Here is a 15,582-nt window from a genome sequence, read left to right as displayed (position 1 = left end):
TCACCGCCGGTCGTACGGACCGCTGGCGCAGGGGCGATGACGGCTGGTGTCTGGCCGCGCGCAAGATCTCGCTGGATCATGCCGTGCTACCTGACAGCAATCTCAATGTATTTTTTTGAGTAAAAAAATAGGGATGAATAAAATGCGTCTTGAACAGATCGGCAGTGAGCCGAAATTTTCCCGTTATATGGACCTCAAGGACGGCTGGATCGATCGCCGGCTCTTCAGTGATCCCAAAATCTATGAGGAAGAGCTGTACCGCATCTTTGCGCGTTCATGGCTGTTTGTCGCGCATGAAAGCCAGTTGCCCAAGGCAGGCGATTTCCTGACCACCCACATGGGCGAAGACGCGGTTATCGTCGCGCGCCAGACCGATGGTTCGATCAAGGTTTTGCTCAACTCCTGCCCACACCGCGGCAACAAGGTCTGCTTTGCCGATGCCGGCAACACCCGGCGGTTCGTCTGCAACTACCACGGCTGGGCCTTCGACACGGCCGGCGAGCTGAAAGGGATGCACGAGGAATACTGCTACGACGAAGGCGACATCGACCGCAAGAAAAACGGCTTGAAGCAGGTTGCCAAGGTCAGCAGCTACAAAGGGCTGGTCTTTGCCACCTTCGCCGAGGACGCCCCCAGCCTTGACGCCTGGCTCGGCGATTTCCGTTGGTACCTCGACATGCTCCTCGATAACGAGGAAGGCGGCACCGAACTGATCGGCGGCTGCATCAAGAGTGTCATGAACGCCAACTGGAAGTTCGGGGTCGAGAACTTCATCGGCGATGCATACCACGCTGGCTGGACCCACGATTCGGGTTGCCGGTCGATGAACAACGGCCAGCCCTTCCCGCCAATCGACATGCAAAACTCCTATCATGCGAGCGTCAACGGGCATGGCTGGGAGTTCGGCACCGAGGGCGTCGGCGACCTGTTCCTGCTGGGCCGCCCCAAGGTGATGGAATACTACAACAAAATCCGGCCGAAGATGGCCGACCGGCTAGGCAAAATGCGTTCCCAGATCTTCGGATCGGTGGCCTCGGCCTCGATCTTCCCGAACGTGTCGTTCCTGCCCGGCATCTCCACCTTCCGGCAATGGCAACCTAAGGGGCCGATGCAGTTCGAGCTGAAGACCTGGGTGATCGTCAACAAAGCGATGCCCGACGACATCAAGGACGAGGTGACCAAGGGGGTGATGCAGACCTTCGGCCCTGGCGGCACTTTCGAGATGGACGACGGCGAGAACTGGGAGAACTGCACCACGATCAACCGCGGCGTTGTCACCCGGCACGAAAAGCTACACTACCGCTGCGGGATTTCGCGCCAGATCGAGCACGATACCCTGCCCGGCATCGTCTATCGCGGCCAGTACAACGACGCCAACCAGCGCGGCTTCTACCAGCGCTGGCTCGACATGATGGAAGCAGGTGATCTCGGCTCGATGCCGGTACGCCACCAGCCGCGCCTCGCCGGGGTTGCCGAAACCCGCGACGTGCCCGGCCTATTCGCGCTCTGAAGGAAACTCCGACCATGACACAAACCGCAACACTCGAACGCCCGCAGTCCAACTGCACCGCCTCGCTGGAACTGACTCATGCGCTCACGCAGACGCTCTATCGTGAAGCCCGGCTGCTCGATGACGAAAACTATGCCGAATGGGTCGCGATGCTGGCCGATGACCTACACTATCACATGCCCGGCATCGAAACCCGCTATCGCCGCGACAAGACCAACCAGGTCAGCGACCTGACCCGGATGGCCTATTACAACGACTGTCTTGATGATATAAAAAAGCGCCTCACGCGCCTGGAAACTGGCACGGCCTGGTCCGAGGATCCCGCTACGCGCTACACCCACATCATCAGCAACGTCGAAGTGGAGTACACTGAGACGGACGGTGAATACCGGGTGTTCTCGAACTTCTACGCCTATCGCAACCGCAACGAGCGCGACGAGGATTCGCTGGTCGGCAACCGCACCGATATTTGGCGCGCGATCGGCGGGACCTTTAAGCTCGTCAAGCGCCGGATCATCCTCAAGCACAACGTGATGCTCAGCAAGAACCTGAACATCTACCTTTAATCACGTCGCCAGACGGAATGGGGGGCAACCCGCATTCCGTCCGGTGGCTATGCTGCAAATAATACCAGTCAGCCTTAAGGCTGACTGGTATTATTTGCATTTTATGGTGCCGGGTGAGGGATTTGAACCCCCGGCCTTCGGTTTACAAAACCGCTGCACTACCACTGTGCTAACCCGGCGCGGGGAGAGCTTTACCATAAACCTTCATTCCTTCCACCCCCTTGATCTCGGAGCAAACCCCGGTATATATGCGCCTCCAGCGACGGGGCTATAGCTCAATTGGTAGAGCGCCTGCATGGCATGCAGGAGGTCAGCGGTTCGATTCCGCTTAGCTCCACCACCCCCTCATTCATCCAAAGCCGCACGCAAAACCTGTGCAACCTTCGCGTTGAACGCGGCAAAGCCGTTTTCCCTTTCCAGCCGCGCCAAAGCCTTATCACGCGTCGCACGCCACAGGGCTTCATCATGATAAAGCGAGGCGATCTGCCGGGCGAAGGCGGACGCGTCATCCACAGGCGCGCTCAGCATTTCATCGCCCCAGCCCAACTGCCCGCGCAACAGCGCCGTGCCCACGCAGGGCAGGCCACAGGCGGCGGCTTCATATATTTTATAGGGCGTTCCCGCGGCGAATCGGGTGGGGGCGATGAACACCCGCGCGGCATTGTAAAACGGCGCCAATTCCCCCGCGGCGCCGTGCAGTTTTATGCGTTCATGCCGGAAGGGGGAGAGGTCGATCTCTGGTGCGGTGTAGCCAACCACATGCAGCATCGGCGCCTCACCCAGCAGGCCGGCCAGGGCGGGAAGAATCTCGCGCAGATACCAGGCCAGCGAATCGAGGTTCGGGCTGTCCGCCTGGTGAATCGCGGCGACGAAGAGCAGCCCGGCACGCTGGGCGAAGCTATTGGGTGTCGGCGCCGGGGCGCGCGCCGTGCCCAGCAGGCTGGCCTGGGGCAGGCCCAGCGCGTGCAGCTGCGCCACCTCAACGGGGCTTACCGCCAAAATCTCGCGGCAGACCGCCACCCCGGCGAATTCGGCCTGTAGCCCGGCGCCATGCCCTGCCCGGTTGCTTGCCACCGCCTCGGTATCCAGCACCAGAGGCACGCGCGCGGGGTCCAACCCGGCCTTGCGCAGATAGGGCAGCACCCGGGCGAAATTATGCGTGCGCGCGACCCACACCAGATCGTAAAAATTCCGCCGTTCGGCGAGAAATTCCGCCAACATAGTGAAATCGCGGTCATGCAGCACCTCAACCTCCTCCGGCAGATCGCCAAAGAGGCTCATGACATCGTAAGGAGCGCCGTTCAGCGGGAACACATGCACCTCAAACCCCGCCGCCACGATGGCCCGCACCACATCATTTGAGCGTACAAACCCCGAGCCGAGGCGGCGCAGCGGCACTGTATCCTCAATGAAGAGCACGCGCGGCCTGCCGCCCCTGCCCCGCGCCGCCACCAGGGTTTTTTCTGATGGGGCAAGCTGGGTTTTCAAAAATTCCGCATGTTTTTTGCGAAAAATGCGCCGCCCCCGGCGCATCAGCGCCATCGAAGCCTCGGTGGTGGCGGCGCTGCCGAACTCCAAATGATACACCACGACGGCGGGGTCGTAGACAATCCGGTACCCGGCGCCGATGATGCGCACGCATAAATCCACATCCTCGAAATAGGCCGGGGCGAAGGCCTCATCGAATCCGCCCAGGGCGCGCACCAGCTCCGTGCGGCAGAGCAGGAACATCGCCGAACAATAATCCACATCGCGGCGGAAATTCGCCTCGGCGGCCAGCGGCGAGGCATCACGCATATAGCCAACCGTGGTGCCCTCGTTCCAGATGATCGAGCCGGCCTCCTGCAACAGGCCGTTGGTGCGGATGATCTTGCCGCCCACCGCGCCGGTATCATCCGCCCCGCCTAGCCGCGCCAGCGCCGCCGCCACCGCGCCATGCGCCAGCTCGGTGTCGTTATTGAGAAACAGCAAGGCCGGTGCGGTAACATGCGCCAGCGCCGCGTTGCAGCCGCGCAGAAAGCCAACATTGCCCGCCATGCGCAAAACCTTCGCGCCGCGCACATAATCGGCAATCCGGCAGGTATCATCAGTGGAATCATTATCCACCACGATCAGCTCCATCGCCCCGGAATAATTATCGCGCAGCGAGGCGAGGGCGAGCATCGTCAGCTCAAAGCGGTTGAACACCACCATGACAACACTGAGCACAGGCGGCCCCGCCAGCGTGAAATCCAGCTTGCGGCGTGCAAAAACCGTCAGATTATGCCGGGCTTTTTTTACAAACAGCTCACGGGTCACGGCTTCGCTCAGGTGCGGCCGCTCCTGCGGCGGGCAATGCGGCAGATTTTCCGCAAGCCCCACCAGCCGCAGATGCGCGAAGGCATCGCGCACCTCGCCGGCGTTGAGATCGTTGCGTACCCGCTCGTTCATGTCGCGGTAGTAGACCAGATCAATCTCCGCGCAGGGCTGGCGCAACTCGAACGCGCCATACTGCACGAACTGTTGATAGCCGCTGCGGTAAAACCCTTGTTCGATCGCCGCCGCGATATCAGGGTGGCGGGTGCGGTAAAACACCTCGGAGAACTGGGGCACCGGATCAAAGTTTTCCGCCGCGTCGCAGGTGAGGTAATGCGCGATTGCCGCGATGAACCGCCCGCGCGCGATCTGCGCCTTCGCGCCCGGATAATGCCCGGCATACCATGCGGGATCAAAATAGACCGAGGGGGCCAGCTCTTCCTCATCGCCACCGAGCCGGTGCAGGAAATGCACATAGGGGCCGTGCAGGTCCACCTCTGCGCCATCCACCCCCGCCTCCACCGCGCGCGCACGGTAGTATTGTCCGTCGAACAGAAAATGCCCCATGCGCCGCTCGCGCTGACCGGAGCGCAGATAATGGTCATAGCGGCCGAAACACTGATGCTGGGCGAGGTTTTCCAGGGTCATATCCTCGTACAGATCGGCGTAGAGCGCGTCATCGAACAGCCAGTGCGGCGAGACGCCCCGGTGCCCATGCTGACAGTAATGGTCAAAGCCGGACTGATAATGCCCCGCGCGCACCAGCGCGGCGATGTCTGGGTTGCGGGCGAGGTAGAAAGCCTCGTCGAAGAGCGGGCTCGGGGAATGCCCCAGCCGCGCCCCCACGCGCAGGTAATACAGCAGCGCCGCCTCGGGGGGTTTATCGTGGCAGAGCACCCGCGCATCGGCATGGCGGCGCAGATACCAGGCGCGGTCAAAAACCGCCCAGGCAGGTTTCAACACGCAAGCGGGGTCAAGCAACTGGTGGGCGGGAAGAGGCATTAACACCTTGCGCGTGTATATTTAGTCTTGAGGTTGCAATCTGTGGCGGTAATGTCAAGAATCGCTTAAACCTGCGGACATGACGGCAAACCAGCGCCCCGGCATGTCCGCATGGAGCTAATCCCGGGCCGGAGAGCATCCGCCAGGGCAACTCGGCTATGCCATCCCCTGCGACGCGGTTATGATAAGACCCTGAAAATCGCCGCGCAGAGATGCGATAGCTCGTCCGGGCTGATGGTGAAGGCCGGGGTGAGGTAGAGGATATTCCTGAACGGACGAATCCACACACCTTGGGCCACCAGCGCCATGCGCAGCGCCGCCGGGTTGGCGATTTCCGCCAGCTCCACCACGCCGATGGCACCCAGCACGCGCACATCGACAACCCCCGGCAAGGCGCGGCACGGCGCCAGCTCATGCGCCATCTGCGCCGAGATGGCGGCCACCTGCGCCAGCCTGGGTTCGCGCTCGAACAGATCCAGCGATGCATTGGCCGCCGCGCAGCCCAGCGCATTGGCCATATAGGTTGGCCCGTGCATCAGCGCGGTTGCCGGGCTCTCGGAGAGAAACGCCTCGAAGAGCGCGTCGGTGGCGATGGTCGCGGCCAGCGGCAGGGTGCCGCCGGTCAGCGCCTTGGAGAGGGTGATGATGTCAGGCGCCACGCCAGCCTGCTCAAAGGCAAACATCGTGCCCGTGCGCCCGAAGCCGGTGAATATCTCATCGAAGATCAGCGTCAGCCCGTAGGCATCGGCGGCGCGGCGCAGATGGCGCAGCACCTGCGGCGGGTGCAGCACCATGCCGCCCGCGCCTTGCACCAGCGGCTCGATGATGATCCCCGCCAGCGTGTTCGCGTTGGTTTCGAGGAAGGCATCAAACGCCGCCGTGCTCGCTTCGTCACGCGGCAGGGGGATGACGGGGTGCTCGGGCAGCAGCCCGGTGAACATGGCGTGCATCCCCTCCTCAGGGTCGCAGATCGCCATCGTGCCGAAGGTGTCGCCGTGGTAGCCGCCGGTGAAGGCGAGAATCTTCGTGCGCCCGCGCTCGCCGCGGTTGAGGCGCGACTGCACCGCGATCTTGATTGCCACCTCCACCGCGACGGAGCCGGAATCGGTGAAGAACACGCGGTTCAATGGCGCGGGCAGCAGCGCGGCCAGGCGGGTGGACAGACGGTACGCCTGCTCATGCGCCAGCCCGCCGAACATGACATGCGGCACGCGCGCGAGCTGCGCGGACACCGCCTGCGCGATATGCGGATGGTTATAGCCATGGCAGGCCGTCCACCAGGAGGCGATGCCGTCGATCAGCACGCGCCCGTCCTCCAGATGGATGCCGCTGCCCCCGGTGCGGGCCACAGGCAACGGTAAGGGCGCCGTCTGCATCTGTGCATAGGGCAGCCAGACGTGCCGCCAACCCTTTTCCAGCCAGCTACTCATTTCTTGGCGCGCGGCTCAGGCTTCAGGCTCAATACCCAGCTTGGCGAACAGCGCCTCGTCATGGTTCACGGTGGCGTTTTTCGTGGTCAGCAGCTTCTCGCCGTGGAAGATCGAGTTCGCCCCGGCCAGGAAGCACAATGCCTGGGCCTCGTCGCTCATCGCCTCGCGCCCCGCCGAGAGCCGGACATAGCTCTTGGGCATGGTGATGCGCGCGGCCGCGACGACACGCACGAAGTCGATCGCATCAATCGGCGCGGATTTGGCCAGCGGCGTGCCCTCCACCGCCACCAGCGCGTTGATCGGCACCGATTCCGGCGGCACCGGCAGGTTTGCCAATGTGGCGATCAGCCCGGCGCGGTCGCTCTCATCCTCGCCCATGCCGACAATACCGCCGCAGCAGACGTTGATCCCGGCATCGCGCACATTCGCCAGCGTATCCAGCCGGTCCTGATAGGTGCGGGTGGTGATCACCTTGCCGTAATACTCGGGCGAAGTGTCCAGGTTGTGGTTGTAATAATCAAGCCCGGCATCCTTCAGCCGCGCGGTCTGCGGCGCGGTGAGCATGCCCAGGGTCACGCAGGTTTCCAGCCCGAGCGCCTTCACGCCCTCGATCATATCGCACACATGCTCCAGATCATGGTCCTTCGGGCCGCGCCAGGCAGCGCCCATGCAGAAGCGCGCCGCGCCCTTCTCCTTGGCCGCGCGCGCCTCGGCCAGAACAGCCTCCACCGCCATCAGCCGGGACGCCTTGGTTCCCGTGTCAGCGCCCGCCGCCTGCGGGCAATAGCCGCAATCCTCCGGGCAGCCGCCGGTCTTGATGGAGAGAAGGGTGGAGATTTGCACCCGCTGCGGGTCAAAATTCTCGCGGTGTACGCTCTGCGCGCGGTACATCAGCTCGGGAAAAGGCAGCGCCAGCAAGGCGGCGACATCCTCGCGGCGCCAGCGTAGATTTGTGACAATATGGCTGTCGGGCAAAAGCGGTCTCCTAACTGATTGCGTTAGAGGTTAAACCGATGCATCAAAGGAGAAAAGAGTGGAACTATGGTCAGCTATTTTATTACCTCTACCGGCACGGACATAGGCAAGACCTATGTGACGGCTGGCATTCTCCGGGCGGCGCGGCGCGACAGAAAGGCCGCAAGCGCGATCAAGCCTTTGCTGACAGGTTTTTCCCTTAACAACGCCGCGCATTCGGACAGCGCCGTTTTGCTCGCCGCGATGGGCAAGGCTGTCTCACGGCAGAATATCGAGACCATCTCCCCCTGGCGGTTTACCGCGCCGCTGTCGCCCGACATGGCCGCCGCGCGCGAGGGGCGGCGGGTCGATTTTACGCTGCTCACCAAATTCTGCCAGGTGGCCATCGGCGCCGCCCCCGGCACCTTGCTGATAGAGGGGATTGGCGGCGTCGCCGTGCCGCTCGATGAAACGCATCTGGTCTCGGACTGGATTTCCGCCCTGCGCATCCCCGCGATCCTGGTGGCGGGAACCTATCTCGGCACCATCAGCCATACCATCAACGCCGTGGATTTTCTGGCCTTCCGGGGGATCTCGACCGCCGCCGTGGTGTTAAGCGAAAGCGAGAACCCCGCCGTCAGCCTGGAAGAAACCGCCGCCACGCTGCGCCGCTTCATCAAACCGCCGATTCACATGATCCCGCGCAGCCAGAACGAGCAGCCGTTCCAGGACCTGGCCGGCAGCCTGCTGGACCTTACCTACGCAGGGCCATCTTGATCGGCCCGTGCGCGCGGCCGTGGGTGAACTGGTCCACCACCGGGTCGGTGCTGGTCAATAATTCTTCCGCCGCGCCGGTCCAGCACACACGGCCTTCATAGAGCATCGCCGCGCGGTCACCAATGCGCTGAGCACTTGCCATGTCGTGCGTGATGGCGACCGAGGTGCTGCCCAGACGTTTGACGCAATCGGTGATCAGCTCGTCGATCACCGCGCCCATGATCGGGTCCAGCCCGGTGGTCGGCTCGTCGAAGAACATGATCGCCGGTTCGGAGGCAATGGCGCGCGCCAGCGCCACGCGCTTCTGCATGCCGCCTGAAAGCTCCGAGGGCGAGAGGGCGGCGACATTATCCGCCAGGCCAACCTGCGCCAGCACCTCGATCGCCTTGTCGCGCGCGGCGGAACGGCGGATCTTTTTTTGCGCCAGCAGCCCAAAGGTGACATTTTCCCAGACCGGCAGGCTATCAAACAGCGCGCCGTTCTGGAACAGCATGCCGATCTGGGCGCGTAGCTCATGTGCCCGGCCGCGCGAGGCTTTCAGCACATCCTCGCCGTCGATCTCGATAACCCCGGAATCGGGCGTTACCAGCCCAATGATGGATTTGATCAGCACCGATTTGCCTGAACCCGAGCCGCCGATGACGACCATGCCGGTCCCCGGCATCACGTCGAGGTCGATCCCGTCGAGCACTTTTTTGTCGCCAAAAGCCTTTTTCAGCCCCCGGATGCGGATTTTCGGCTGGGTCATTTAACGAACAACACCTGGGTGAGAATATAATCCAGCGCCAGGATGAGGATCGAGGCGGTGACCACGGCCGAAGTCGTCGCGGCACCCACGCCCTGCGCCCCGCCCTTGGAGCGGTAGCCGTTGAAGCAACCCATGAGCGAGATGATGAAGCCGAACACGGCGGCCTTGATCAGGCCGGAGACCACATCCTCAGTCTTCAGGTGCGAGAAGGTGCTGATGAGATACGTCCCCGGGGTGAAGCCCAGCTTCTCGGTGGAGACCAGGAACCCGCCCATTACGCCCAGAATATCGGCAATGCAGACCAACAGCGGCATCGCGATGACCCCCGCCAGGAGGCGGGGCGCCACCAGATATTTCATCGGGTCGGTGGACAAAGTAGACAGCGCGTCGATCTGGTCGGTCACCCGCATGGTGCCAAGCTCGGCCGCCATGGCGGCACCCGCACGCCCGGAGACCATAAGCCCCGCCAGCACCGGCCCCAGCTCACGCGTGACCGAGAGCACGACGATGCTGGCAATCGCGCTCTCCGCGTTGAAGCGTGAAAACCCGGTGTAGGACTGCAAGGCCAGCACCATGCCGGTGAACAGCGCGGTGAGCGCCACCACGGGCAGCGAGTAAAAGCCGATTTCCATGAGGCTGCGCCAGATGAGCCGGGGATAATACGGCGGACGGAATACATGCGAGACGCCGGAGATCGCGAAAATACCCAGCTCGCCCACGAACTCAACCGTGCCCAGCACCAGCGCGCCAAGGGCGGCGACCATGTTAAGGGGGAACTTCATATGCCGATATACCGCCGCCGGTAACGGCGCCCCAGGGATGTGAGAATCTCATAGCCAGTGGTTCCCGCCTCGCGGGCCAACTCATCAGGCCCATGCCCCGGCCCCAGCAGGCACAGCATGTCGCCTGGGGAGACTGGCAGGCCGGTCACGTCGAATGTTGTCAGGTCCATCGATACCCGGCCTACCAGGAGCACCGGGGTATCGTCAAAGCGCGCTGTCCCCGCGTTGGAGAGCGCGCGCAGATAACCATCGGCATAACCCACGCCAACCGTGGCGATACGGCTGGAGCGCCTGGCCACCCAGGTGCCGCCATAACCCACGGTGCCGCCGGCCTCCACCTCATGAATTTGCAGAATCGGGGCGCTCAGGCGCACCACGGGGCGCATCGGGTTGGCGGCACCTGGGGTAGGGTTTAGCCCGTACAGCCCAGCCCCCGGACGGGCGAGGCTGGAGGCGAAATCAGCCCCCAGGAACATGCCGGAGGTATTGGCGATGCTGGTTTTCACCCCTGGGAACTGACGCATAATCCCGGCAAAGGCCTGCGCCTGGCGCTGATTCACCGGCGCGCGCGGCGCCTCGGCGCTGGTGAGATGCGTGAGCACATACTCCACCCGCAGCCCTTGCAGCAGCGTCTGGTCTTCGCGCAACACCGCCAGCTCCTGCGCTGAAAGCCCGAGGCGCGCCATGCCGGTGTCCACCTGAAGGATTACCGGCAGCACCGCGCCGCGCAACGCCGCCTCGGCGCGCCACCAGCCCAGCTCATGCAACGAGCCCAGCACGGGGACGATGCCCTGCGCATAGCAATCGCCCGTCTCCTCGGGCCGCAGGCCATTGAGGGCCGCCAGCATCACGCCGGGCAGCAGCGGGCGCAGGGCCACCGCCTCGGCCAGATGCGCCAGGAAAAAATGCCGGCACCCTACCGCCAGCAGCTTTGGCGCCACCTGGGCGGCGCCCAGCCCGTAAGCATCGGCCTTGATGACCCCCGCCGTGGCGCCGCCATGCATCGCCGCCAGCTTGCGCCAGTTCCAGGCTACCGCGGCGAGGTCGATTTCCAGCAGGGCGGTCAAAACGCGGGCTTATTCGTGAACGGTATCAAGATCGGCGAACCGCGTGAACTCGCCCTCGAAGAAGAGGTCGATCTTGCCGGTGGGGCCGTGGCGCTGTTTGGCCAGGATCAGCTCGGCCTTCTGGTACACGTTCTGCATATCCGCTTTCCACTTCTCCATCGCCTCCTGGTACTTGTCCTCACGCTCAAAGGCGACGATCTTGGGCTCCTTTTGTTGCAGGTAATATTCATCGCGGTAGATGAACATCACCATGTCCGCGTCCTGCTCGATGGAGCCTGACTCGCGCAGATCCGAAAGCTGCGGGCGCTTGTCGTCACGGCTTTCCACCGCGCGCGAGAGCTGGGAGAGCGCGATCACCGGCACGGCAAGCTCCTTGGCGATGGCTTTCAACCCTTGGGTGATCTGCGAAATTTCCAGCACCCGGCTCTCCGGCTTGGTGCCCGCCGCCGGGCGCATCAGCTGCAAATAGTCCACAATCACCAGCCCGAGCCCGTTGGTGCGCTGCAAACGGCGGCAGCGCGTGCGCAGGGCGGAGAGCGTAATCGCCGGGGTGTCGTCGATGATCAGCGGAATATCCGAGATCTCGCGGCTGACCTTCACAAAATTATCAAAATCGCGCGCGGAGATTTCGCCGCGGCGGATTTTATCGGCCGAGACGCGCGCCTCCTCGGCGAGCAGACGAGTCGCCAGCTGGTCGGCGCTCATTTCCAGCGAGAAGATGGCCACGCAGCCCTTGGCCATGGCGTTGGGGTTGTCGATCCGCGCATTGGCGAGCAGCGCCTTGGCCGCGCCGAAGGCGATTTTGGTCACCAGCGCGGTTTTACCCATGCCAGGCCGCCCGGCCAGGATGATCAGATCCGACGGGTGCATGCCGCCGGTGCGCTTGTTCAGATCGCGCAGCCCGGTATCGAGCCCGGAGACCGACCCCTGGTTCTGGAAGGCTTTGGAGGCGTTCTCGATGGCGGCGGCCAGAGCCTCCTTGAAGGTGACGCCCTTGCCCTCGGCGCCGCCCTGCGTCGCCAGATTGAACAGCGTCTGCTCCGCCGCCTCGATCTGCATCGCGCCGTCCAGCTCAGGCTCGGCGCCGAACGCCCGGTTGACCACGACCTCGCCAATATCAATGAGCTGACGGCGCAGCCAGGCATCGCGGATCAGGCGCCCGTAATCCCCGGCGTTGATGATCCCCACCATGGCCGAGAGCAGCTGCGCCAGATAGGCGGTGCCGCCCACCTCATCGAGAATGCCGCTATGTTCGAACTCGCCGCGCAGGGTCACCGGATCGGCGATCTGCCCTGCCTCGCAGCGCCGCGCGATGGCCTGGAAAATCCGCCCATGCACCGGATCGGCGAAATGCTCGTGCGAGAGAAACTCCGAAACCCGCTCATAGGCCTTGTTATTGGCGAGCAACGCGCCAAGCAGCGCCTGCTCGGCCTGGGTATTGCTGGGGGGCAACCGCTGGGAGAGGCCCAGCAGCGGAGGATCGATGGAATTCATAATTCACATCATAGCCTGAAGTGCTGAGTCGCGGCAGTGGATAGTCCTGTGGATGAGCGTGTATAAGACGCAGGACAGGGGACATATCGATGGTGGTTGCAGCAATTCGGCATTTTGATCCGGCCCGCGTGTTCCACCCCGAATCGGTCAGCCTGAGCGGCAGCGCGACCGTGCTGGGGCGGCGGGTTCTGGCCAATCTGCGCACCGCCGCGTTCACTGGCCGCATCGCCACTGAGGCTGACGCGATGCAGGGCGCCGACCTCGCCTTGGTTGCCGATGACGCGGCGGATGTTCCCGCGGCCCTGGCGCGGCACGCGGCGGCGGGCGCGCGCGCCGCCATCGTGCTCTCGCAGGTTCCGGGCCTCGCCGCCATGGCCAAGGCAGCGGGCATCCGCGTGCTGGGGCCGCATTCCTTCGGCCTGATTGTACCCGGGCTTGGCCTGAACGCCTCTCCCTTCACGCTTGTGCCGCCGCATGGACGTACCGCCTTTGTCGGGCAGTCCTCCTCCATCGCGCGCACCGTCATCGACTGGGCGGTGCCAAATGGCGTCGGCTTCAGCCATTTCGCCGGAATCGGCGGCAATTCCGATGTCGGCTTCGGCCTGGTGCTGGATTATTTCTCCCGCGACCCCTCAACCACCGCGATCATGATGGAGGTGGACCGCCTGCGCGATCCGCCGCAGTTTTTCTCCGCCGCGCGCGCCGCCGCGCGGCTACGCCCTGTGGTCGCCATCGCGCCCGGCATGCGCCTGCCAGGCGGGCCGCAGGAGGCCAGGCGAAATTTTCCCGCGGCGCTGGAGGCCGCACTCTCGCGGGCGGGCGTGTTGCTCACTTTCTCGGTGGCCGAGTTCATCGCCGCGGCGGAGACTCTGACCCGCGTGAAGCCCGCGCGCGGGGATGCGCTGGCGATTGTCACCAATTCGGTCGCCATCGGCAGCCTGACCGCCGATGCGGCCACCCGCGCCGGGCTGAGCCTAGCCGAACTCAGCCCGCAAACCGCGCAGGCGCTTGCCCTGACTCTGGGCAGCCTGCCGCCGCCGGGGCCAATTTTTTCCGGCAAAACCCCCATCCGCCTCGCCGAGATCGCCGCCACGCTCTCCACCGCGCCGGAAGTCGGCGGGATTCTGGTGGTGCATGCCCCCAGCGGCAGCGAGGACGACACCGCCATCGAGGTGCTGATCGCCTGCGCCAAGACCATAAAAGTGCCGCTGCTCATCGCCGCCCTGGGCGAGGCGCACGGGCTAGAACACCGCCACCGGCTGAGCGCCGCGCACCTTGCCTGCTTTGATACGCCTGAAGCCGCCATCGCCGGGTTCCGCCACCTGCTGCGCAACCGGCACAACCGCGCGGCGGCGCGCGAACTACCTGATTCCACAGTGCTGCGAATCGCCCCGGACAAAGCCGCCGCCGCCATGCGCATCCACGCCGCGCGCGCGGACGAACATCAGGTGATCCTACAGGACGAGGCTCTGGCGATCGTCGCCGCGTATAATATCCCGGTCATCGCCAGCCGCCATGTCATGACCCCCAGCGAAGCCGCCGCCGCCGCCGCGGAGCTGGGTTTCCCCGCAGTGGTCAAACTCTCCCACCAGGACATTCCGACCAACCAGTTCGCGGGCTCGGTGGTGCTGGACCTGCCAGACGCCACCGCGGTGCATGACGCCGCGCGGGCGCTTCTGCTCCGCCTCGCACAGCAGGGGGCCGATGTCTCCCAGGCCGGTTTCGTGGTGCAGCAGCAGGCGCCGCGCGGCACGCAACTGCGCATCAGGGTGAGCGACCATCCGGTTCTCGGCCCGGTTATCGGCTTTGGCCCCGGCGGCGGCGACCCGGATGATATCGCCAGCCTCGCGGCCGATCTGCCGCCGCTCAACCTCACCCTGGCGCATGCGCTCATCCGCCGCGCCGCCGTCGCCCCGGCCCTGGCGGCGCATCGCGGCGCGCCGGCGGCGGATGAGGAGGCCATTGCCGCCACGCTGGTGCGGGTCAGCCAGCTGATTATCGACACGCCTGAGATCCTCCTGCTCGACCTTGACCCCATCTTCGCGCATGAGCACGGCGCCATCGCCGCCAGCGCGCGTATTTTACTGCGCCCCGCCGGTGCCACGCGTCCGCCGTTGCTCATCTCCCCCTACCCCAGCGAGCTGAGCAGCCACTACACCGCCAAGGGCCAAACCTTTGTATTGCGCCCCATCCGCCCGGAGGATGCGGATGCCCACACCGCGATGCTCGCACGATTCTCGGCCGAAGACATGCGCTACCGGTTTTTCTCGGCCATGCGCACCCTGCCGGTGGAGCAGGTCACCCGTATGACGGATGTGGACTACAAGCGGGAAATGGCGATCATCGCCGTGCGCGAGACAACCCAGGAAACCGCCGGCGTTGCACGCCTCGTCTGCGACGACACCGATGGGAAATTCGCCGAATTCGCCGTGGTGGTGGAACCCGCCGCCAAGGGCATGGGGCTGGGCAGCGCGCTGATGCGCGCCATCATCGCCTGGGGGCGCACCCGCGGGGTTGAGGAGATCACCGGCCAGATACTGGCCGACAACGCGCCGATGCTGGCCTTCATCAAACACCTGGGCTTCACGATCGGGCATGTCCCTGGCGAGAGCGATATTGTGGAGGCGAGGTTACATCTGGAGCCGCAGCCGCTATAGCCGGGAAATCATCCCTGACAAGGAGCGCGCATGCGCCTGTTTCTCGCGATTTTTCTGCCCTGGCTGCAATTCTTCACCATCGGCCGCCCGTTTGCCGGCATCCTCTGCCTGCTGCTGCAACTCACGCTGATCGGCTGGATTCCCGCTGCTTTGTGGTCGGTCTATGCGCTCAGCCAATATAAAACCGGCGAGCAGATCAAACAGGCGATGCGCTGAAACCAGAGCCTGATTGGTTTAATACCAGTCAGCCTTAAGGCTGACTGGTATGCGCGCGGGGCTGGTGGGGCGGCCGCGCGCAAA

The 15,582-nt window shown here is 64.1% G+C and carries 12 protein-coding genes and 2 tRNA genes; 6 read left to right on the top strand and 8 right to left on the bottom strand.

Translation table 11 applies throughout. The features are described 5' to 3' along the window. The first annotated feature begins 133 nt into the window (after positions 1-133). Positions 134-1,510: an aromatic ring-hydroxylating dioxygenase subunit alpha gene (locus PHE40_RS08190; RefSeq protein ID WP_299960639.1), complete on the top strand. Its 1,377-nt coding sequence runs from the start codon at positions 134-136 to the stop codon at positions 1,508-1,510. A 14-nt stretch (positions 1,511-1,524) separates the two neighbouring features. After that, positions 1,525-2,076, top strand: coding sequence for a 3-phenylpropionate/cinnamic acid dioxygenase subunit beta (locus tag PHE40_RS08185; RefSeq protein WP_299960636.1), 552 nt, complete (start codon positions 1,525-1,527; stop codon positions 2,074-2,076). A gap of 104 nt (positions 2,077-2,180) precedes the next feature. Here the strand turns inward: PHE40_RS08185 and PHE40_RS08180 are convergent. Then, a tRNA-Thr gene (locus tag PHE40_RS08180) sits at positions 2,181-2,255 on the bottom strand. An 85-nt stretch (positions 2,256-2,340) separates the two neighbouring features. Between PHE40_RS08180 and PHE40_RS08175 the strand changes: the two genes are divergently transcribed. Beyond that, positions 2,341-2,416 (top strand) — tRNA-Ala (locus PHE40_RS08175). 5 nt (positions 2,417-2,421) lie between these two features. Here PHE40_RS08175 and PHE40_RS08170 read toward each other — a convergent pair. The 3 genes from PHE40_RS08170 to bioB all read right to left on the bottom strand — a co-directional run bounded on the left by PHE40_RS08170 (position 2,422) and on the right by bioB (position 7,778). Next, a complete protein-coding gene (locus PHE40_RS08170; RefSeq protein WP_299960633.1) occupies positions 2,422-5,373 on the bottom strand; it encodes a glycosyltransferase in 2,952 nt (983 codons plus the stop codon). A 179-nt stretch (positions 5,374-5,552) separates the two neighbouring features. Beyond that, positions 5,553-6,803 (bottom strand): adenosylmethionine--8-amino-7-oxononanoate transaminase, encoded by a 1,251-nt coding sequence (locus PHE40_RS08165; RefSeq protein WP_299960630.1) that lies wholly within the window; start codon positions 6,801-6,803, stop codon positions 5,553-5,555. Between the two features lie 15 nt (positions 6,804-6,818). After that, on the bottom strand, positions 6,819-7,778 hold the full coding sequence (gene bioB / locus PHE40_RS08160; protein WP_299960627.1) for a biotin synthase BioB: 960 nt from the start codon (positions 7,776-7,778) through the stop codon (positions 6,819-6,821). 66 nt (positions 7,779-7,844) lie between these two features. On the opposite strand from bioB, the gene bioD reads away from it, so the two are divergent. After that, on the top strand, positions 7,845-8,534 hold the full coding sequence (gene bioD, locus PHE40_RS08155; protein ID WP_299960624.1) for a dethiobiotin synthase: 690 nt from the start codon (positions 7,845-7,847) through the stop codon (positions 8,532-8,534). On the opposite strand, the gene PHE40_RS08150 is transcribed toward bioD, so the two are convergent. The 4 genes from PHE40_RS08150 to PHE40_RS08135 are packed head-to-tail and all read right to left on the bottom strand — an operon-like array spanning position 8,512 to position 12,625. Beyond that, positions 8,512-9,282, bottom strand: a complete 771-nt coding sequence (locus PHE40_RS08150; RefSeq protein ID WP_299960621.1) for an ABC transporter ATP-binding protein — start codon at positions 9,280-9,282, stop codon at positions 8,512-8,514. The two genes, bioD and PHE40_RS08150, sit on opposite strands and share 23 nt — an antisense overlap. Beyond that, complete coding sequence (locus PHE40_RS08145) at positions 9,279-10,064, bottom strand: ABC transporter permease (RefSeq protein WP_299960618.1); 786 nt, start codon at positions 10,062-10,064, stop codon at positions 9,279-9,281. The genes PHE40_RS08150 and PHE40_RS08145 overlap by 4 nt, the downstream gene beginning before the upstream one ends. After that, positions 10,061-11,131, bottom strand: a complete 1,071-nt coding sequence (gene alr, locus PHE40_RS08140) for an alanine racemase (protein WP_299960616.1) — start codon at positions 11,129-11,131, stop codon at positions 10,061-10,063. Before alr ends, PHE40_RS08145 begins: the two co-directional genes overlap by 4 nt. 9 nt (positions 11,132-11,140) lie before the next feature. Further along, a complete protein-coding gene (locus PHE40_RS08135) occupies positions 11,141-12,625 on the bottom strand; it encodes a replicative DNA helicase (protein WP_299960613.1) in 1,485 nt (494 codons plus the stop codon). Positions 12,626-12,714: 89 nt separating this feature from the next. On the opposite strand from PHE40_RS08135, the gene PHE40_RS08130 reads away from it, so the two are divergent. Both PHE40_RS08130 and PHE40_RS08125 read left to right on the top strand, forming a co-directional pair. Beyond that, positions 12,715-15,282 carry a bifunctional acetate--CoA ligase family protein/GNAT family N-acetyltransferase gene (locus PHE40_RS08130; protein ID WP_299960610.1) on the top strand — a complete coding sequence of 856 codons (2,568 nt, stop codon included), beginning with the start codon at positions 12,715-12,717 and terminating at the stop codon, positions 15,280-15,282. Positions 15,283-15,312: 30 nt separating this feature from the next. Further along, on the top strand, positions 15,313-15,498 hold the full coding sequence (locus PHE40_RS08125; protein WP_299960607.1) for a YqaE/Pmp3 family membrane protein: 186 nt from the start codon (positions 15,313-15,315) through the stop codon (positions 15,496-15,498). Positions 15,499-15,582: the final 84 nt, after the last annotated feature.

It is taken from the genome of Acidocella sp. (assembly GCF_028687955.1).
Classification (GTDB): domain Bacteria; phylum Pseudomonadota; class Alphaproteobacteria; order Acetobacterales; family Acetobacteraceae; genus Acidocella.
Note: the sequence above shows the minus strand (reverse complement) of the source record. Positions and strands in the feature narration are given on the sequence as shown.

Bases quoted from the DNA above. Each gene is read 5' to 3' on its own strand.
- PHE40_RS08190 (WP_299960639.1), top strand. From the start codon at position 134: ATGAATAAAATGCGTCTTGAACAGATCGGCAGTGAGCCGAAATTTTCC.
- PHE40_RS08165 (WP_299960630.1), bottom strand. From the start codon at position 6,803: ATGAGTAGCTGGCTGGAAAAGGGTTGGCGGCACGTCTGGCTGCCCTAT.
- bioD (WP_299960624.1), top strand. From the start codon at position 7,845: ATGGTCAGCTATTTTATTACCTCTACCGGCACGGACATAGGCAAGACC.
- PHE40_RS08145 (WP_299960618.1), bottom strand. From the start codon at position 10,064: ATGAAGTTCCCCCTTAACATGGTCGCCGCCCTTGGCGCGCTGGTGCTG.
- PHE40_RS08150 (WP_299960621.1), bottom strand. From the start codon at position 9,282: ATGACCCAGCCGAAAATCCGCATCCGGGGGCTGAAAAAGGCTTTTGGC.
- PHE40_RS08130 (WP_299960610.1), top strand. From the start codon at position 12,715: ATGGTGGTTGCAGCAATTCGGCATTTTGATCCGGCCCGCGTGTTCCAC.
- PHE40_RS08135 (WP_299960613.1), bottom strand. From the start codon at position 12,625: ATGAATTCCATCGATCCTCCGCTGCTGGGCCTCTCCCAGCGGTTGCCC.
- PHE40_RS08170 (WP_299960633.1), bottom strand. From the start codon at position 5,373: ATGCCTCTTCCCGCCCACCAGTTGCTTGACCCCGCTTGCGTGTTGAAA.
- PHE40_RS08185 (WP_299960636.1), top strand. From the start codon at position 1,525: ATGACACAAACCGCAACACTCGAACGCCCGCAGTCCAACTGCACCGCC.
- PHE40_RS08125 (WP_299960607.1), top strand. From the start codon at position 15,313: ATGCGCCTGTTTCTCGCGATTTTTCTGCCCTGGCTGCAATTCTTCACC.